The sequence below is a fragment of the Paraburkholderia sp. SIMBA_027 genome, assembly GCF_046535315.1.
GTDB lineage: Bacteria > Pseudomonadota > Gammaproteobacteria > Burkholderiales > Burkholderiaceae > Paraburkholderia > Paraburkholderia tropica.
On the sequence record NZ_JAWRWY010000002.1, the window covers coordinates 191424 to 209263 of the forward strand.

Genomic DNA, 17840 nt, shown 5'->3' on the forward strand with positions numbered 1-17840 from the left:
TCGGCAAGCGGGATGGCGAAAAATGGGAAAAGAAATGGCGCGGCCCATGCGGCGCGCGGCGCAAGATATTGAAAGAACGCCCCATAACATCCTCTTTATTGTCCGCATTGCGTCCTGCATCGGCCCAATATGCATATATGCGTCTATGTGTATCCGCATTCGGTTACACAATTGCGTCATTTCGCGCCGGGCGGCTTGCGCCCAAGCACAAAACCGGGCTTGTGATATTCGACGTGCCCGAGGTCCATCATTTTCCATCGGCCGCCCCACCTCAGACCGACTTGCTCGGCAACCTGTCCATATAGCTGATAGCCGCGCATGGCCCAGGGATCTTTTTCTGAAATGACGAGCTTGCCGTCGCGCAAAAACGCGTTATCTGCTGCGAGACCGTATTGGTGATAGCTTTGAAACGCTGCAGCATTGGTCACGCTGCCACCCAGTTTCGCCAGTCGGTCTTGCCGATCGGGACTCCGATAACCTTCCAGCAAAGCCATGTCGTAACCGTATTGCTCGTGCATGATTTTATAGACGAGCAAAAGACGCGTACGGAAATCCGCATCGAGCAAATTCCAGTCGCGGCTCGCGTCGACCAGAGCGGGCCGAATCTGCTCGACCTCCCGTGTGGCGAACACTTCTGGCGGCAAGGGCGGCGGCGGAACAAGCTGCTCGCCATTGAGCAGCGCCGAGATTTTTTCATCGGGCGCCCGAAGCGTGTCATCGTATTGGAATAACTGGTGGCCACGAAGCGCAATTGCGATCAGCGGCGGCGTCGCAAGAATACCTGTCGTCGCCAAAATCAGCAAGCGCCGCTTAATCAGCAAATTTTGCAGACTTGAAATAGCCGATATAGAATTTTTTGCCGATTTACCGACATGACTTCGCGCTTGCATTGCACGTGCTGAAGCACGCTTTGCAATCGAATTATGCAAATTGAATACGCCACCGAAAACAGCGGCTCTTACCGCTGGCAACAGCAGTAAAGCCGCGATCAAAACGGCAATGGCGAAATAGGCGACGAGTGCAATGGCAACCAAAAGCGACCCCGAGAGCTGAGGCAATTGTTTTTTGTAATGCTTGATTTTAGAATCAGGCCTGCCCGAAGTCGGGCCGACACGTATTATTACGTCGAAAATGGCCTGATTCAATGTGCACGATTCGAATGAGACTCTAATGAGTGTGCCGGACAACTCCCGCCCTAAAGCTCCACCCAGCCTGCTGGCCGACGGTCCCGGCAAGCCGGCCGGCGCGCCTTCCGCCAATGGCGCGCCCAACGGCTCGCGCATCCTTGCGAACCTCGAAGGGCGCGTCGTGCCGCCTGCTTCGCCTGCGGGCAAGCCGCAGCGATCCTCCAAAGCGATCGCGCTCGTCGCGCTGCTCGTGGTCGGCGCCGGCGCGTTTGGCGCCTGGCATCTGATGACACGTACGCCGTCTGCGGCATCGAGTGCGTCCACAACGGCTGGAACGCCTGCGAGCGCTACGGCGACCGCTTCAACGACCGCATCGGCGGCCAGCGCGCCACATGCCGTGACGAGTACGCAAGCCGCGCCGGAAGCGGCCTCGGCCTCGCAAGCCGCCACGATCGTCGCCGACGACGATAGCGCCAAGGCCGCAGCGAACAGCGCGACGTCAGCGCCGGAGAACGACGCCGACCGTCTGTCGCACGCGCTGTCCGATGGCGCGCACGACGGGCCGGCGAACGCGCCTGCGGTCGCTGCGGTGGCGCCGTCGAAGGTCGCGCCGGAAAAGGGCGCCGCGAAATCGAAACACGAAAGCGCCGACGCGAAGCATCAAACTGCAAATACGCATCGTCAGGAAAGCAAGACGAGCGTCGCGCAATCGAAGAAGTCCACGCATCACGACACGGCGAAAAAGGACGACTCGGACGCCGATCTGCTCGCCGTGCTCGTCGCGCGCACCAAGCCCGCCGATCCGAAGCACGAGGCCAGTGCGCGCGCCGGCAAGTCGGCCACGCCCGGCAACGCGTCGCTCGCGCAGCAGGTCAAGGCATGCGGCGAACGCGGATTCTTCGAGGATCAGTTGTGCCGCTGGCGCGTTTGCGACGGTCATTGGGGCAAAGATCCCGCGTGTCCCTCGACGGCGCGCGCGAACAACGAGCATTGACGGCGCGACTCACGCACGCCGTATCTGCATGCCGGAGCATCGATCGATTCTTCGGCATGCGAAGCATCGCTGGTGCGATCCCACGGAACGACGATGACAGACCCGACGCATCACACAGTTTTGACTATATTTAACATAATGCAAATTAGCGCATTTTTATAATGTGCCTGCGCGGGGGATTTCTGCCATCGATCCTGCCCACGCGCAAACTTGCGCTCAATAGCGCACCATGATCCGACTGGCCTCGGTATAACGCGCCGGTCTCACTCCAACATTGAACACGACGCCTCATGGACGACAATCGACGCCCGATCAAATCGCGCTCCAACGCGGCAATCGTCGCGCTTTCCTCATTTCTCGCGGGCACGCGCGTGACGCCCAACCAGATCTCGTGTGCAAGCGCCGTGTTCGCGTTCATCGGCGCGCTCGCGCTGCTCAATCCCGAGAGCATCGTCGCCATGGTCGTGGCGATCGTCTGCATCCAGTTGCGGCTGCTGTGCAATGTCGTCGATGGTCTGGTCGCCGTCGAAGGCGGTAAAAAATCGATCGTCGGGCCGATCTTCAACGAATTTCCGGACCGCGTCGCCGACAGCCTGTTGCTGGTCGCCGCGGGCATGGCCGCCGGCATGCCGTGGCTGGGCTGGGCGGCCGCGCTGTTCGCGGCGCTCACGGCTTATGTGCGCGTGTTCGGCGGCTCCGTGGGCGTGCCGCAGCGTTTCATCGGGCCGATGGCCAAGCAGCATCGCATGGCCGTGCTCACGCTCGGCTGCGTCGCGACGATCGTCGAAACCTGGCTGCATCGCCATCACGTTTGCCTGTTCATCGCGCTCGTCGTCATCGCGGCCGGCAGCGCGCTGACCTGCGTGACGCGCACGCGCGCGCTCGTTCAGGATCTGCATGCCCAGCAGACCACGGAGGAAAATCATCATGCGTAACGTGATGCAGCGCTGGCTGCTCGGCGTCGTGCGGCTCGTGGTGGGCGCGCGCGGACGCTATGCGAGCACGCCGCCCGACGCGCGCCAGACCATCTATTTCGCGAATCATTCGAGCCACGTCGATACGCTCGCGATTCTCGCCGCGCTGCCGCCGGACCTGCGTGCGAGCGTGCGACCGGCCGCCGCGCGCGACTACTGGGACGCCACGCCCACGCGCCGTTTCATCGCCAATCGCGTGCTCGGCGTGGTTTACGTGACGCGCCAGGGCGCGGCGGGCGAAGATCCGTTGCAGGCCGTGCGCGACGCGCTGGCCGCGGGCTGGTCGATCATCATCTTTCCGGAAGGTACGCGCAGCGCGACGGGCGAAATCGGGCCCTTCAAAAGCGGCCTCTACTGGCTGTCGCGCGATTTTCCTGACGTGCAACTCGTGCCCGTGCATCTGTCCGATCTCGTGCGCGCCATGCCCAAGGGCAAGCTGCTGCCGGTGCCAATCAACTGCCATGTTTCGTTCGGCGACGCCGTGCCCGGCGCGGCATCGCTCGACAAGGACACCTTCCTGGCCACGGCGCGCGACGCCGTCATCCACCTTCAAGAATCGGTACGGGGATAAGCGATGCCGCACGTTTTCTGGATCACGATCGTCGGCGTTCTCGCCCTGCTCTGCGTGTTCACCGTCGCGGGCGCCGTGCTGCGCGTCAGACTGGGCGCGGGCAACGCGACCATCGTCAACATGAACCAGCGTATTTCGGCGTGGTGGGTCATGATTGCCGTGGTCACGGCCGCGCTCTGGCTCGGCCCTTACGCCACGCTGTTTCTGTTCTTCATCTGTTCGTTCTTCGCGCTGCGCGAATTCATCACGCTCACGCCGACCAAGCCCGCCGATTACTGGTCGCTCGTGCTCGCTTACTACGTTGCGCTGCCGGTTCAGTTTCTGCTGGTGGCGTTGCACTGGTACGGCCTGTTCGCGATCTTCATGCCGGTGTACATGTTCTTCGTGCTCGCGGCCGCGGCGGCCTTTGCGCAGGATACGGCCGAGTTTCTCGAACGCAACGCGAAGATCCAATGGGCGCTGATGGTCTGCGTGTATTCGCTGAGCTATGCACCCGCATTGCTGTTGCTGCCCTTGCCGCACTATTTCAGCAATAACGGTCCGCTGCTGCTGTTCTTCCTGCTGGTCGTGCAGTCGAGCGATGTGTTCCAGTACGTCTGCGGCAAGCTGTGGGGCAAGCACAAGCTTTCGCCGCTCGTGAGCCCGTCGAAAACGTGGGAAGGCCTGATTGGCGGCGGCGCGCTCGCCATCGGGCTCGGCACCCTGCTCCACGGCCTCACGCCATTCAATCTCTGGCAGGCCGCGCTGATGTCGGCTGTCACGGTGATTGGCGGCTTCGTCGGCGGACTCGTGCTCTCCGCCGTCAAGCGCTCGATGGGCGCGAAGGATTGGGGCGTGATGATCGCCGGCCACGGCGGCATGCTCGATCGCGTCGATTCCATCTGCTTCGCCGCGCCGATCTTCTTCCACCTCACCCGCTATTTCTTCGTGCCGGCCGGCTGCTGACGCGCGGGACGTACAGTCCGGACTTACAGTCTATAGGCTGTATTTTGCATTTACAGCCTTTAGATTGTATTTTGCATTTACAGCTTATAGACTGTGGATATGTCACCCGCCGCGTCATCGTTTCCGGAGCTTCGCGTGGACTATCCGCTCAAGACTGTCAGCCAGCTGCGCCCGCTGCTGCTGGGCTTCCGCAAAAAAAGCGGACTCACCCAGGAAAAGCTTGCGCAGCGGCTCGGCATCTCGCAGCAAAGCTATGCCGCCTTCGAAGCCAATCCCGCCGCGGCCAGCGTCGAACGGCTGTTTCGCGTCTTGCGGCTGCTGAGCGTCGACATGCGCCTGCTGTCCACGGAAGCCGATCTCGCGCCCGCGCCGCGTGCCGCCGCCGCGAAGAAAAGCACCACGCCCGCTAAAACGCCGAAGGCAAAGCCCAAAGCCGCTGCGCCGACACAACGCCCTGCTGCCCCGGCGAACACGCGCGGCACGAAAAAAACCACAGCCGCGAAAACAGCGACGAAAACCACGAAAGCGCCACAAGCAGCAAAGGCCGTGAAAACGGCCCGTAAGCAACCCGCACCGCGTAAAACGCAAGCCGCTCTATCGCCCCGCAAGCGGGAGGACTGGTAATGGCGCGTCCACGCCAGACCAACCGCCTCGATCTCTGGATGAACGGCCTGCCCGTCGGTCATTGGGAAATCGTGCGCGGCGTCGAGCGTCTTGCTTACGCCGAAAGCTGGCTCGAGGACGAGCAAGGCCGTCCGCTGTCGCTTTCGCTGCCGTTTACGCCGGGCAACCAGCCCTTGCGCGGCGAAATCGTCACCGATTACTTCGACAATCTCCTGCCCGACAGCGAACGCATCCGCCGCCGCATCGCCACACGTTACCGCACGGGCGGCACCACGCCGTTCGAACTGCTGGCCGTACTCGGACGCGATTGCGTGGGCGCATTGCAACTGCTGCCCGCCGGCGAAGCGCCGGTCGATCTGGAGCACATCGAAGGACGCCCGCTCGACGAACACGCCATCGCGCAACTGCTGCGCGACACCACGGCCACGCCGCGCGCCGCCGAGCACGACGCCGTCGACGACCTGCGTCTGTCGATCGCCGGTGCGCAGGAGAAAACCGCGCTGCTGTGGCATGGCGGCGAGTGGCTGTTGCCCACGGGCAGCACGCCAACCACGCACATCCTCAAACTGCCGCTCGGCCTCGTCGGCAACATGCGCGCCGATATGCGCACCTCGGTCGAGAACGAATGGCTCTGCGCGCGCATCGTCGCCGCGTTCGGCCTGCCGATCGCGCCGTGCGAGATCGCCGAATTCGAAGACGTGAAGGCGCTCGTGGTCGAGCGTTTCGACCGCCGCCTGTCACGCGACGGCCGCTGGATCGTCCGTCTGCCGCAAGAGGACCTCTGCCAGGCCACCGGCACGCCAGGCCTGCTCAAATACGAAGCCGACGGCGGCCCAGGCATCGACGCCGTGATGGCGGTGCTGGGCGGTTCGGTGCGTGCGGCGGACGATCGGCGCCACTTCTTTCTCGCGCAGATGATCTTCTGGCTGCTCGCCGCCACCGACGGCCACGCCAAGAATTTCAGCATCGCGCATCTGCCTGGCAGCCGTTACGCGGCCACGCCGCTGTACGACGTGCTCTCGGCGCATCCGATCATCGGGCGCGGACGCAATCAGCTCGCCGCGCAGCGCGCGAGCCTGGCGATGGCCGTGCGCGGACGCAACGCGCATTACCGCATCGCGCAGATCTTGCCGCGTCACTGGATCGCGCAAGGTCAACGTGTGGGATTTACAATCGATCAGGTCGAAGAGATGATGGCGACGGTTGTGGCGCAGACGGAACGCGTCATCGACGAAGTGGGCGCGCAGTTGCCGCGCGAGTTTCCAGTCGATGTCGCCGATGCGGTATTCGAAGGGATGCGCCGTCTCGCCCGGGTGCTGGGCACCGGCTGACTCGCACCGAGAAAGCGCTAATTGCACGGTGAAGCGGCCGCAACAAAAACAAAGCGACGACGCCGAAACCGGCGCCGTCGCGGATAAAGATGCCGCCGCGCGAAGCGGCGACGAGGGTTGTCGTGGCGCGGCCGCGTTTAGTGGTGACGCTTGGTCACATCCTTCGCGGCTTCCTTCAGGTCGCCCACATTCTTGCGCGCCTGGCCTGCTGCCTGCTGCATATCGCCCTTCAATTCACGCTGCGGGTTGTCGGTGGCGCGGCCCACTGCTTCGTTGACCTTGCCCTTCAGCTTTTCTGCCGTGCCCTTCACCTGGTCCTTGTTCATGGTGCATCTCCACGTAAAAGCGACGGTGCGTCGCGACGTCTTCGTTATCGCACGCGCCGTGCCTGCCGCCCCCCGTTCCCTCCGCGAGCTGTTCAGTTACTGAACGCTTTACCGCGCACAGCCCCGCTGCGACGCGGACTTTCAGGACGCGAACAATTCCCGATTGTGACGCTGACCCCGATTCCCTAACCTCGCAACGTTGCGTCGATGGCGTGTGCCATCGACATCGCCGTACCGTTTCCAAGGAGTCAGCATGAGCGTCACCTCTTCCTCCCGCCTTCTCGATAGCGACGTCTGGCACGGCCGCGTCTTCGCCGGCGCCTGGCGCGACGGCACGTCGAGCGCCGATGTGCTCGAACCCGCCACGGGCAAGCGGCTCGCGAGCATCGGCATGGCCGACGCCGAGTTCGTCGCCGCGTCGTCGAAGGCTGCGTTCGACGCGCAGCAGGCGTGGGCCGCGCTGCCCTACGACGAGCGCGCCGCCGTCCTGCGCCGCGCCGCGCGCCTCGCCGAAGACGCATTCGACGAAATCGCCGGCTGGATCGTGCGCGAAAGCGGCTCGACACGCGGCAAGGCCGGCTTCGAAACCCAGGCGACCGTAAAAGCGCTGCACGAGGCGAGCGCGCTGCCCTCGCGTTCCGCGGGCGAGGTGCTGCCCTCGGTGCCCGGCCGCCTTTCGCTCGCGCGCCGCCGCCCGCTGGGCGTCGTGGGCGTGATCTCGCCGTTCAACTTCCCGCTCTATCTGGCGATGCGCGCGGTCGCGCCCGCGCTCGCGCTCGGCAACGCCGTCGTGCTCAAGCCCGATCCGCGCACTTCGGTCTGCGGCGGCTTCGCGATCGCGCGTCTGTTCGAACTCGCGGGCCTGCCCGCGGGCGTGCTGCACGTGCTGCCCGGCGACGGCGCGGCAGGCGCGGCGCTCACGAGCGATCCGCACATCGCGATGATCCAGTTCACGGGCTCGACGGGCGCCGGCCGCAAGGTCGGGGAAGCGGCCGGCCGGCATCTGAAGAAGGTCTCGCTCGAACTGGGCGGCAAGAATTCGCTGATCGTGCTCGACGACGCCGACCTCGATCTCGCCGTCGCCAATACGGCCTGGGGCGCGTATCTGCATCAGGGACAGATCTGCATGGCAACGGGCCGCGTGCTCGTACAGTGCAAGATTTACGATCGTTTCGTGGAAAAACTGGTCGCGAAGGCGAAAGGCCTCACGGTTGGCGACCCGGCCACCGAGAACGTCGCGCTTGGCCCGATCATCAACGCCGCGCAGCGCGATCACGTCGCGCGCGTGCTGGCGGCCGCGAAGGACGCGGGCGCGCGCATCGAAACGGGCGGCGGCTTCCGCGACCTGTTTTTCGAGCCGACCGTGCTGAGCGGCGTAACCGCGCAAAACCCGGCGTTCAACGAGGAAATCTTCGGACCGGTGGCCGTGGTCGTGCCCTTCGACACCGACGACGAAGCCATCGCGCTCGCCAACGATACGGAGTACGGATTGTCGATGGCCGTGGTCACGGCGAACGTGGGCCGCGCGCTGCGCATGGGCGAGCGGCTGCGCACGGGCCTGCTGCACATCAATGATCAGACCGTCAACGACGAGGTGATCAATCCGTTCGGCGGCGTCGGCGCTTCGGGCAACGGCACGAGCATCGGCGGTCCGGCGAACTGGGAAGAATTTACGCAGTGGCAATGGCTCACGGTCAAGGGCGAAGCACCGCTCTACCCGATCTGAGATCCGCCACCATCGACACAAGGAGACACGCTATGACTACGATATCGGCCAACACGGGCCGCACCGTCACGGCCGCCGTCGCGCGCGGCAAGGGCGAGCCGTTCACAATCCAGAAAGCGCGCCTGCGCGGCCCGAAAGACGACGAAGTGCTGGTGCGCGTGGTGGCCACCGGCCTGTGCCACACCGACCTGATCGTGCGCGACCAGTATTACCCGGTGCCGCTGCCCGCCGTGCTCGGCCACGAAGGCGCGGGCGTGGTCGAAGCGGTCGGCCCCGCCGTGAAGAACCTCCAGCCCGGCGATCACGTCGTGCTGACCTATGGCGCGTGCGGCCATTGCCAGCCCTGCGCGGGCGGTCACGGGGCGTATTGCAGCCAGTTCTTCGGCCTGAACTTCGGCGGCGCCGATCTCGAGGGCCACACCGCCATCGAGGACGAAGAAGGCCGTCCGCTGCACGATCACTTCTTCGCGCAGTCGTCGTTCGCGAGCCACGCGCTGGCCCGCGAAAACAACGCGATCAAGGTGTCGAAAGACGCGCCGCTCGAACTGCTCGGGCCGCTCGGCTGCGGTATCCAGACCGGCGCGGGCGCCGTCATCAACTCGCTCAAGGTCACGCCGGGCAGCAGTTTCGCGAGTTTCGGCGCGGGCGCGGTCGGCCTCTCGGCGGTGATGGCCGCGCGCGTGGCGGGCGCGACCACCATCATCGCCATCGACATCGTGCCCTCGCGGCTCGAACTGGCGAAGGAGCTGGGCGCGACGCACACGATCGACAGCCGCGAAGGCGACGTGGTCGAGACGATCCGCGCGATCACCGGCGGCGGCGTGAACTTCGCGCTCGAATCGACGGGCATCGCGCAGGTGCTGTCGGGTGCGATCGAATCGCTCGGCACGCTGGGCGCGATCGGCGTGGTCGGCGCGCCGCCGCTCGGCACCAAGGCGGAGTTCGACATCAACAGTCTGCTACTGAACGGCCGCACGATTCGCGGCATCGTGGAAGGCGACAGCGTGCCGCAACGCTTCATTCCGCAACTCGTCGAGCTGTATCGGCAAGGGCGTTTTCCGTTCGACAAGCTCGTGAAGTTCTATCCGGTCGAGCAGATCAACGAAGCCGCCGAGGACAGCAAGCGCGGCGTCACGCTCAAGCCGATCCTGCGCTTCACGCACGCCTGACGTTTCGATACGTTGCCGCAGCGGGTGATGGCGGGCGCGGCGCCGTGCCCGCGCCCGCTGCGGTATCCTCGCATCAGTGCGCCGTTGCCGCTCCGCGTGCGCGGCAACGGCCCGGACGGACGGCATGGCGCCCTCAATGTTCACCTCACGTGCCGCGCCGACTGTCCCGCCGACTGTCCTTTCGTTTCCCCCTCTTTTGCCGCTCGACCCCATGCCACGACGGGAGCCCGCATGAATCGCAAGTCCGCGACGGAAACCGTCCAGGCCAGCGCGCTCGCGCAGTTGCATTCGGCCCGCGAGCGTTTCGGCGACGGCGGGCAACTGCCCGCCGCGCTCATGCCGAACCTGCTGCCCGAATCGGTGGCGCGCTCCTGGGCGCGTTCGCGCGATGCGGGCGTGCTGCCGTGGCAGGCGCCCGAATACGAGCTGCTCAAGGGCACGCGCAGCGTGCGCGAATCGCACGAAGACCGGCGGCTCTACAGCTGCATCGTCGACGAAATCGAGCAGCTCTGGGACGCTTTCGGCGGCGACAACTGGACCATCTTCTGCGTGAATCCACACGGCACCGTGGTGCACGCGCGCCGCAGTCCCGCCTGCGACGACGACCTGATCCTGCCGATCATCGCCGGGCGGCGCATTCTCGAATCGCATATCGGCACGACGGCGCCGAGCTGCGTGCTGCACGAAGGCATCGAAGTGACGGTCGCAAACGGCCAGCATTATCTCGACCAGTTCGAACGCGTGTCGTGTCTCGCGGTGCCGCTGTTCGGGCTGCATGGCGAAGTGATCGGCGCGCTCGATCTCACCGGCACCGGCCAGCGCGATCTCGCGCAGGTGAAGGAGCAGTTCCGGCTGGCCGCACTCGCCGCTGAACAGCGTTTATTCGCGACGCTGCGCGGCTGCCACTTGCTGCGCGTGCAGCACGATCCGCGCTGGCTCGCGACGCCGCTCGCGGGCGTGCTGGCGGTCGAGGAAAACGGTGATCTGCGCGCGGCGAGCCGGATGGCGCGGCGTATTCTCGGCCTGCCGCATGGCGCGCCGCTGGCGCTTCGGTCGTTGCAGGATCTGTTCGACGACGCGCCGCCCGCGCTGCTCGGGCGTCTGCTGAAACCCCAGCGCGGCCCGCAGCGCATTGCACGCGCGGACGGTAGCCATGTGTGGATGCAGTACGCGCGCGCGCCGCTCAATCGCAGCACGGCGCGGCGTGCGGGGGCCGGACTCACGGGCGATCATTCGGATATCGCGCCACCCGTCGGCGCGCAGGACGCGGCGAAAACCGGCGCGAGTCTCGAAGAACATACGCTCGGCGCGGTACAGCAAGCGATGCGCGATCACAACGGCAATGTGGCCGCCGTGGCAAGACAATTGCGCATCTCGCGCACGACCGTCTACGCGCGCCTCCGGCAGTTGCGCGAAACCGGCATGGTTAGCGACGACCCGCACGCAAGCGGCGCATGATCGGGGCCAGTTCGGCTCGCGTGTTGCCCGCGCAACGCCCCCTCGCCGGTTGCGCGCCGTGATGACTGCGAATACGTCTTGTTAATGCCGTCGTTCGCGCACTCGTCGCGCTGACTGTCTATCCTCGTCCTATGCGCACGAGCGTCCACTGGTCCGTCAGGAGAGCGTCATGCAAGCCGACCCCAAGGTTATCGAATATCTGAATGCCGAACTCAAGAACGAGCTGACGGCCATCAATCAGTATTTCCTGCACGCACGGCTCTACAAACACTGGGGGCTCACCGCCCTCGGCAAGCATGAGTATGACGAATCGATCGAGGAGATGAAGCACGCGGACAAACTGATCGAGCGCATCTTCATGCTCGACGGTCTGCCCAATCTGCAGGATCTCGGCAAGTTGCTGGTTGGCGAGAGCACGCGCGAGGCGCTCGAATGCGATCTCAAGCTCGAACGGATCGCGCAGGCGCAATGTAAGGAAGCCATCGTCTATTGCGAGTCTGTTCGCGACTTCGTGTCGAGGGAGATTTTCGTCGAGATTCTCGACGACACCGAAGATCATATCGACTGGCTCGAAACCCAGATCGGACTGATCGACAAGATCGGCATCGAGAATTATCAGCAGTCGAGCATCGGCTCGGTCAGCTAGCGCTCGCTGCAAGGGCCAGTACCACCGCGCCACGCCTGTCAACACAAAAAAGCCCCGCGCGGCCAACACCGCGCGGGGCTTTTCACACTCGACGAACGGCAGCGCGTCAGTCGTGCGCCATCGCCCGATCGACGCTGATATGCGTCGGCATCATGTTGACGTTGGCGTTGTGCATGACCCACAGCGACAGCCCGACGATCACCGCAATCAGAAACGCCGTGCAGATGAAAATGCCGGTGTTGGCGCGCTGGCTGCGCGACGATCCAATATGCAGGAAGTAGCCGAGCTGCACGACCAGTTGCGCGACGCACAGCACGACGATCGCCACGAGTCCCATCGCGGGCGGCACGAGATGAAACATCACCACGCCGAACGAAGCGAGCGTGAGCACGAGCGACAGCACCGTGCCGATCATGTAGCCCTTGAAGCTGCCATGCCCATCGCCGTGTCCGCTCTGCGGGACTGCATGATTAACATGGGAATGGCTCACAGCACACCTCGCAGATAGACAAAGGTAAACACGCAGATCCACACGAGATCGAGAAAGTGCCAAAAGAGGCTCAGGCATGCAAGACGGCGCTGGATCGTATCGGTCAGACCGAACTTGAAGGTCTGATGCATCATGATCGCGATCCACAGCAGACCCGCCGTCACGTGCAGACCGTGCGTGCCGACCAGCGTGAAATACGCCGAGAGATACGCGCTCGTATGCGGACCCGCGCCATCGGCGACGAGCTTCGCGAACTCGTTCACTTCCATGCCGACGAAGCCCGCGCCGAACGCGAACGTAATCGCGAGCCACACGATCACCTGCGCGCGCTTGCCTGCGTGCAGGTTGAGCATCGCCATGCCGAACGTCACGCTGCTCGCGAGCAGCAGCAGCGTTTCGCCGAGCACGTACGGCAGTTCGAACAGTTCCTTCGCGCCCGGTCCGCCTGCCGTCGCATTCGCGAGCACGCCGAAGGTGGCGAACAGCGTCGCGAAGATGAGACAGTCGCTCATCAGGTAGATCCAGAAACCCAGCGTCGTCTTGGTGTTGTCGCTGTGGCCGTGATCGTGCCCGTGCTCATGTCCCTGAGCGTGAGGTGTAGTTGCAGCGTGCGCCATGACTTACGCAGCCTCCTTGATGTCCAGTTCCGCGAGCTGCGCGAAGCGCGCGTTTTCGATGCGCGCGACTTCCGCCGCCGGCACCCAGTAATCGACGTCCTGGTCATAGCTGCGCACGATGAACGTCACGATCATGCCGATCAGCCCGGCCGCCGCGAACGGCCACATGTGCCACACCGCGGCGAAGCCGAACAGCAGGCTGAACGCGGCGATGATGAAGCCCGCGCCCGTATTGCGCGGCATGTGGATGTCTTCGTAGTGCTCGGCCTGCTTGTACGCGGTGCCCGCTTCCTTGTTGTCCCAGTGCTGTTCCATCGAGGTGATCTTCGGCATCACGGCGAAGTTGTAGAACGGCGCGGGCGACGACGTCGACCATTCGAGGCTGCGGCCGTCCCACGGATCGCCGGTGACGTCGCGGTTCAGGTCGCGGTCGCGAATGCTCACGTAGATCTGCACGACCAGCGCGAGAATGCCGAGGCCGACGAACACCGCGCCAACCAGCGCCACCACGAGCCACGGATGCCACGAGGCCACTTCGTAGTGGTTCATGCGGCGCGTCATGCCTTCGAAGCCGAGGATGTAGAGCGGCGTGAACGCGAGCCAGTAACCGATCAGCCAGCACCAGAACGAGACCTTGCCCCAGAACTCGTTGAGCGTGAAGCCGAACACCTTCGGGAACCAGAAGCTGATGCCCGCGAGGCAGCCGAACACCACGCCGCCGATGATCACGTTATGAAAGTGCGCGACGAGGAACAGCGAGTTGTGCAGCACGAAGTCCGCGCCCGGCACGGCCAGCAGCACGCCCGTCATGCCGCCCACGGCGAACGTCACCATGAAGCCGATGGTCCAGAGCGTGGCGCTGTGATAGCGGATGCGGCCGCGATACATCGTAAACAGCCAGTTGAACAGCTTCACGCCGGTCGGGATCGAGATCACCGTGGTCATGATGCCGAAGAACGCGTTGACGTTCGCGCCCGAGCCCATCGTGAAGAAGTGATGCAGCCACACGAAGAACGAGAGAATGCCGATCGAGGACGTCGCGTACACCATCGACTTGTAGCCGAACAGCGGCTTGCCCGAGAACGTCGCGATGATTTCCGAATACGCACCGAACGCGGGCAGGATCAGGATGTACACCTCGGGATGGCCCCACACCCAGATCAGGTTGATGTACATCATCGCGTTGCCGCCAAGCTCGTTCGTGAAGAAGTGCATGTCGAGATAGCGGTCCATCGTGAGCAGCGCGAGCGTGCCGGTGAGCACCGGAAACACCGCGACGATCAGGATGTTGGTGATGAGCGCGGTCCACACGAACACCGGCATCATCATGAGCTTCATGCCCGGCGCACGCATGCGCAGGATCGTCACGATGAAGTTGATGCCCGAGAGCGTCGTGCCCAGACCCGACACCTGCAACGACCAGATGTAGTAGTCCATCCCCACCGTCGGACTGTAGCCAAGCTCGGAGAGCGGCGGATACGCCACCCAGCCCGTCGCCGCGAAGTCACCGACGAACATCGAGACCATCACGAGAATCGCGCCTACGACCGAGAGCCAGAACGACAGCGAATTCACGAACGGATACGCGACGTCGCGCGCGCCGATCTGCAGCGGCACGACCACGTTCATCAGTCCGAGAATCAGCGGCGTGGCCACGAAGAAGATCATGATGACGCCGTGCGCCGTGAAGATCTGGTCGTAGTGATGCGGCGGCAGATAGCCGGCCGCGTCGCCGTATGCGAGCGCCTGTTGCGCGCGCATCATGATCGCGTCGGCGAAACCGCGCAGCAGCATCACGATCGCGAGAATGATGTACATGACGCCGATGCGCTTGTGATCGACCGAGGTGATCCACTCGCGCCACAGATAGCCCCACTTCCCCGCGAGCGTGATCGCGGCGAGCAGGAGCAGGCCGCCGAGCGCCACGACGGCGCCGGTGCCCATGATGATCGGCTCGTGCCAGGGTACGGCATCGAGCGTGAGTTTTCCGAACATGTGTGATTACTCCGCTGCCAGGATGGCGGGCGCGCGCGCGCCGCTACGTTCGAGGGTGAGCGCCGGCACGTTCGCGCCGGTGCCGCAAATCGGGTTGCCGTGAACGTCGCGCATGTATTTGTCGACGACGCCTTCGAACAGACCCGGCGCGACGTTCGAATAGAGCGTCACGGGCGTCTTTTCGCCGGGGATCGCGAGGCGCTCGTACGCGCCGCGGCTCAGCATCGCGGGCGAGGCCTGGGCGCGGGCGATCCACGCGTCGAAATCGGCGCGGCTGGTGGCGAGCGTGTCGAAGTGCATGTCGGAGAAGCCCGGTCCGCTGAAGGCCGCCGAACGGCCCGCGTAGACGCCGGGTTCGTTCGCGATCAGATGCAGCTTCGTTTCCATGCCCGACATCGCATAGACCTGGCTGCCCAGTTGCGGAATGAAGAACGAGTTCATCAGCGACTCGGCGGTCAGACGGAACGACACGGGCGTGTCCACCGGAATCGCCAGCTGGTTCACGGACGCGACACCGTAATCGGGATAGATGAAGAGCCACTTCCAGTTGAGCGCGACGACGTCGACGCGGATCGGCTTGGTCTGCGATTCGATCGGCTTGTACGGATCGAGCGAGTGCGTCGTGCGCCAGATCAGCACGCCGAGCGTGAGCACGATCACACAGGGAATCGACCACACGACCACTTCGATCGCGGTCGAATGCGACCACTTCGGCGCGTAGGTCGCGCCCGTGTTGGACGCGCGGTAGCGCCACGCAAACCACAGCGTGAGCGCGATCACGGGTATCACCACCAGCAGCATCAAGCCGAGGGCGATCAGGATCAGGTTCTTTTCCTGCACGCCGATGTCGCCTTTCGGGTCCATCAGCACGGAGCTGCAGCCGCCGAGCAGCGCCAGCGCGCCGCTCGCGGCAAAGGTCGCGGCGGCGCGTAACGGCCTGCTTATGCGGGGGTGAAAACGGGATGAGTGGGTGGAGTGTGGCTGCGGCGGGCCGCCTTCAAAGGACGGTCCTCTTCGAGAAAGGGTTTGGCGCATGTCGGGTTCCAGGGTTGACGAACGCGCAAACCCGTCGATACAGCGCGTGCCCGGAATGCCCCGCCGCTTTGGTCAGGCTCCGCCGCGGCAGTGGCCATACATGCACCATATGTATGGATTTACGCGATTCGTGTCCGCATGCTAGAGTAAGACATGACACATACATGTGCGGCAGGATGACGCAAGGCCCAATGACGCAATCCACCCGGAACGACGCCGATTCCAACCCGGATACCGATACCGCCGCCTCGCCGTGGGCGTCGGCGCTCGCGCGCGGCAGCGGCCCGCGCTATGTGCAGCTCGTCGACTTCATCGAGCGCGCCGTGGCCGACGGCACGCTCGCGCCCGGCGACCGCGTGCCCGCGCAGCGCGTGCTGGCGAATCTGCTCGGCGTCGATCTCACCACGATCACGCGCGCGTTCAACGAGGCGCGGCGGCGCGGGCTGATCGAGGCGCGCGGGCCGCTCGGCACCTTCGTGTCCGCGCCGCGCGCGGAGCTTGCGCAGCGGGTGGATCTGAGCATGAACATCCCGCCGCCGCCCGTGGGCATCGACACCAACGCGCTGCTGCGCGAAGGACTGTCGCGCCTGCTGCTGCGCAGCGACGCCGACCTGCTGATGACCTATCACGTCGGCGGCGGCGGCGCGGCCGACTGCACGGCGGCCGCCAACTGGCTCGCGCCGGCGCTCGGGCCGGTCGATCCCGCGCGCGTGGCCGTCTGCCCCGGCGCGCAGGCCGCGCTGGCGGCGCTGCTCGTCGCGTTCACCTCGCCCAGCGACACGATCCTCGCCGAGCCGCTGCTCTATCCGGGCTTGCCGCACGCCGTCGCGCAACTCGGGCGCCGCCTCGAAGCCATCGACACCGACGCCGACGGCATGCGCCCCGACGCGCTCGAAGCCGCCTGCCGCTCGCACGGCGCGCGTCTGCTGTATCTCAATCCGACCTTGCAGAATCCCACGGCCGCGACCATGCCCGAGTCGCGCCGCCGCGAGATCCTGCGCGTGGCGGCGCGCTACGACGTGCGCATCGTCGAGGACGATCCCTACTGGCGCTTCGCCCCGGACGCCCCGCCGCCGCTCGCGCGCCTCGCGCCGTCGCAGGTCTGCTATCTCTCGACGCTCTCGAAAACGCTCTCGCCCGGTCTGCGCACGGCCTTCCTCGTGATGCCCGACGTGGCGTCGCACGCGCGCTTCCTGGCCGCGCTGCGCACGTTTTCGCTGATGGCCGCACCGCTGACGAACGCGCTCGCGATGCAGTGGATCGCCGACGGCACGGCCGCGCGCATCTTCGACGGCGTGCGCGCCGAGGCGCACGAACGCCAGCGCATGGCCGCGCAGACGCTGGGCTCGTCGGCGGGCGCAGGCATTCATCTCTGGTACGCGCTGCCGAGCTACTGGCAGGCGCGCGATCTCGCGGCGGCGGCCAACATCGAGGGCCTCGCGGTCGCGCCGTCCACGGCGTTCGAGCAAGGCCCCGGCACGGCGAACGCGATCCGCATCTCGCTGGGCGCCACCGCCGACCGCAGCCAGCTTCAGGCCGCGCTGCGCCGTCTCTCCACGCTGCTCGCGAGCAACCGCTCGGCGCAATCGCAGGTGATCGTCTAACGCCATCTGTGGCGCGCGGGTCGCGGCCAGCGCGCCACAGGCAAAGCGCTCCCCCGCGCGCGATGTATGCGCCGGCTTTGGATGCCGCGCCTGTCTTCCTCGCCCTGCACCTCACGCCAGGATGTGCTCCCGGCCGCAGACGCGCACCGGTGCGTCTTTCTCATGCACGCTTTGCAATCTCCTCATGAAAAGAATGCAGTGGACAGCT

The 17840-nt window shown here is 65.0% G+C and carries 17 protein-coding genes; 11 read left to right on the plus strand and 6 right to left on the minus strand.

Annotated elements, in window-relative coordinates:
* Positions 1-176: 176 nt before the first annotated feature.
* Positions 177-1034, minus strand: a complete 858-nt coding sequence (locus SB764_RS03850; protein ID WP_065065766.1) for a M15 family metallopeptidase — start codon at positions 1032-1034, stop codon at positions 177-179.
* Positions 1035-1170: 136 nt separating this feature from the next.
* Here SB764_RS03850 and SB764_RS03855 point away from each other — a divergent pair, with 136 nt between their 5' ends.
* The 6 genes from SB764_RS03855 (at position 1171) to SB764_RS03880 (ending at position 6566) form a co-directional block, all read left to right on the plus strand.
* Positions 1171-2121, plus strand: a complete 951-nt coding sequence (locus tag SB764_RS03855) for a hypothetical protein (RefSeq protein ID WP_065065756.1) — start codon at positions 1171-1173, stop codon at positions 2119-2121.
* Positions 2122-2411: 290 nt separating this feature from the next.
* Positions 2412-3056 carry a CDP-alcohol phosphatidyltransferase family protein gene (locus tag SB764_RS03860; RefSeq protein WP_321856320.1) on the plus strand — a complete coding sequence of 215 codons (645 nt, stop codon included), beginning with the start codon at positions 2412-2414 and terminating at the stop codon, positions 3054-3056.
* Positions 3043-3666: a lysophospholipid acyltransferase family protein gene (locus tag SB764_RS03865; RefSeq protein ID WP_074985787.1), complete on the plus strand. Its 624-nt coding sequence runs from the start codon at positions 3043-3045 to the stop codon at positions 3664-3666. Before SB764_RS03860 ends, SB764_RS03865 begins: the two co-directional genes overlap by 14 nt.
* Positions 3667-3669: 3 nt before the next feature.
* On the plus strand, positions 3670-4611 hold the full coding sequence (locus SB764_RS03870) for a phosphatidate cytidylyltransferase (protein ID WP_065065754.1): 942 nt from the start codon (positions 3670-3672) through the stop codon (positions 4609-4611).
* A gap of 135 nt (positions 4612-4746) precedes the next feature.
* A complete protein-coding gene (locus SB764_RS03875) occupies positions 4747-5235 on the plus strand; it encodes a helix-turn-helix transcriptional regulator (RefSeq protein WP_321869970.1) in 489 nt (162 codons plus the stop codon).
* Complete coding sequence (locus SB764_RS03880; protein WP_065065753.1) at positions 5235-6566, plus strand: type II toxin-antitoxin system HipA family toxin; 1332 nt, start codon at positions 5235-5237, stop codon at positions 6564-6566. Before SB764_RS03875 ends, SB764_RS03880 begins: the two co-directional genes overlap by 1 nt.
* A gap of 137 nt (positions 6567-6703) precedes the next feature.
* On the opposite strand, the gene SB764_RS03885 is transcribed toward SB764_RS03880, so the two are convergent.
* Positions 6704-6892 (minus strand): CsbD family protein, encoded by a 189-nt coding sequence (locus SB764_RS03885; RefSeq protein ID WP_065065752.1) that lies wholly within the window; start codon positions 6890-6892, stop codon positions 6704-6706.
* Between the two features lie 253 nt (positions 6893-7145).
* On the opposite strand from SB764_RS03885, the gene SB764_RS03890 reads away from it, so the two are divergent.
* The 4 genes from SB764_RS03890 (at position 7146) to bfr (ending at position 11891) form a co-directional block, all read left to right on the plus strand.
* A complete protein-coding gene (locus tag SB764_RS03890) occupies positions 7146-8618 on the plus strand; it encodes a benzaldehyde dehydrogenase (protein WP_410862716.1) in 1473 nt (490 codons plus the stop codon).
* A 32-nt stretch (positions 8619-8650) separates the two neighbouring features.
* A complete protein-coding gene (locus SB764_RS03895; RefSeq protein ID WP_110328175.1) occupies positions 8651-9787 on the plus strand; it encodes an NAD(P)-dependent alcohol dehydrogenase in 1137 nt (378 codons plus the stop codon).
* A gap of 231 nt (positions 9788-10018) precedes the next feature.
* Positions 10019-11245, plus strand: a complete 1227-nt coding sequence (locus tag SB764_RS03900) for a helix-turn-helix domain-containing protein (RefSeq protein WP_322007672.1) — start codon at positions 10019-10021, stop codon at positions 11243-11245.
* Positions 11246-11414: 169 nt separating this feature from the next.
* Complete coding sequence (gene bfr / locus SB764_RS03905; RefSeq protein ID WP_065065748.1) at positions 11415-11891, plus strand: bacterioferritin; 477 nt, start codon at positions 11415-11417, stop codon at positions 11889-11891.
* Between the two features lie 106 nt (positions 11892-11997).
* On the opposite strand, the gene cyoD is transcribed toward bfr, so the two are convergent.
* Genes cyoD through cyoA form a run of 4 tightly spaced genes read right to left on the minus strand, consistent with a single transcriptional unit; the run spans position 11998 to position 16028 of the window.
* On the minus strand, positions 11998-12381 hold the full coding sequence (gene cyoD, locus SB764_RS03910) for a cytochrome o ubiquinol oxidase subunit IV (RefSeq protein WP_065065747.1): 384 nt from the start codon (positions 12379-12381) through the stop codon (positions 11998-12000).
* A complete protein-coding gene (gene cyoC / locus SB764_RS03915; protein ID WP_065065746.1) occupies positions 12378-12998 on the minus strand; it encodes a cytochrome o ubiquinol oxidase subunit III in 621 nt (206 codons plus the stop codon). The genes cyoD and cyoC overlap by 4 nt, the downstream gene beginning before the upstream one ends.
* A 3-nt stretch (positions 12999-13001) precedes the next feature.
* A complete protein-coding gene (gene cyoB, locus SB764_RS03920; protein WP_065065745.1) occupies positions 13002-14993 on the minus strand; it encodes a cytochrome o ubiquinol oxidase subunit I in 1992 nt (663 codons plus the stop codon).
* Positions 14994-14999: 6 nt separating this feature from the next.
* Positions 15000-16028, minus strand: coding sequence for a ubiquinol oxidase subunit II (gene cyoA, locus SB764_RS03925; RefSeq protein WP_080180443.1), 1029 nt, complete (start codon positions 16026-16028; stop codon positions 15000-15002).
* 191 nt (positions 16029-16219) lie between these two features.
* Here cyoA and SB764_RS03930 point away from each other — a divergent pair, with 191 nt between their 5' ends.
* Positions 16220-17632, plus strand: a complete 1413-nt coding sequence (locus tag SB764_RS03930; protein ID WP_080180442.1) for a PLP-dependent aminotransferase family protein — start codon at positions 16220-16222, stop codon at positions 17630-17632.
* The last annotated feature ends 208 nt before the right edge of the window (positions 17633-17840 follow it).

Bases quoted from the DNA above. Each gene is read 5' to 3' on its own strand.
- SB764_RS03930 (WP_080180442.1), top strand. From the start codon at position 16,220: ATGACGCAATCCACCCGGAACGACGCCGATTCCAACCCGGATACCGAT.
- cyoA (WP_080180443.1), bottom strand. From the start codon at position 16,028: ATGCGCCAAACCCTTTCTCGAAGAGGACCGTCCTTTGAAGGCGGCCCG.
- SB764_RS03895 (WP_110328175.1), top strand. From the start codon at position 8,651: ATGACTACGATATCGGCCAACACGGGCCGCACCGTCACGGCCGCCGTC.
- SB764_RS03880 (WP_065065753.1), top strand. From the start codon at position 5,235: ATGGCGCGTCCACGCCAGACCAACCGCCTCGATCTCTGGATGAACGGC.
- cyoC (WP_065065746.1), bottom strand. From the start codon at position 12,998: ATGGCGCACGCTGCAACTACACCTCACGCTCAGGGACATGAGCACGGG.
- SB764_RS03870 (WP_065065754.1), top strand. From the start codon at position 3,670: ATGCCGCACGTTTTCTGGATCACGATCGTCGGCGTTCTCGCCCTGCTC.
- SB764_RS03855 (WP_065065756.1), top strand. From the start codon at position 1,171: ATGAGTGTGCCGGACAACTCCCGCCCTAAAGCTCCACCCAGCCTGCTG.
- SB764_RS03890 (WP_410862716.1), top strand. From the start codon at position 7,146: ATGAGCGTCACCTCTTCCTCCCGCCTTCTCGATAGCGACGTCTGGCAC.
- SB764_RS03860 (WP_321856320.1), top strand. From the start codon at position 2,412: ATGGACGACAATCGACGCCCGATCAAATCGCGCTCCAACGCGGCAATC.
- cyoB (WP_065065745.1), bottom strand. From the start codon at position 14,993: ATGTTCGGAAAACTCACGCTCGATGCCGTACCCTGGCACGAGCCGATC.
- SB764_RS03885 (WP_065065752.1), bottom strand. From the start codon at position 6,892: ATGAACAAGGACCAGGTGAAGGGCACGGCAGAAAAGCTGAAGGGCAAG.
- bfr (WP_065065748.1), top strand. From the start codon at position 11,415: ATGCAAGCCGACCCCAAGGTTATCGAATATCTGAATGCCGAACTCAAG.
- SB764_RS03900 (WP_322007672.1), top strand. From the start codon at position 10,019: ATGAATCGCAAGTCCGCGACGGAAACCGTCCAGGCCAGCGCGCTCGCG.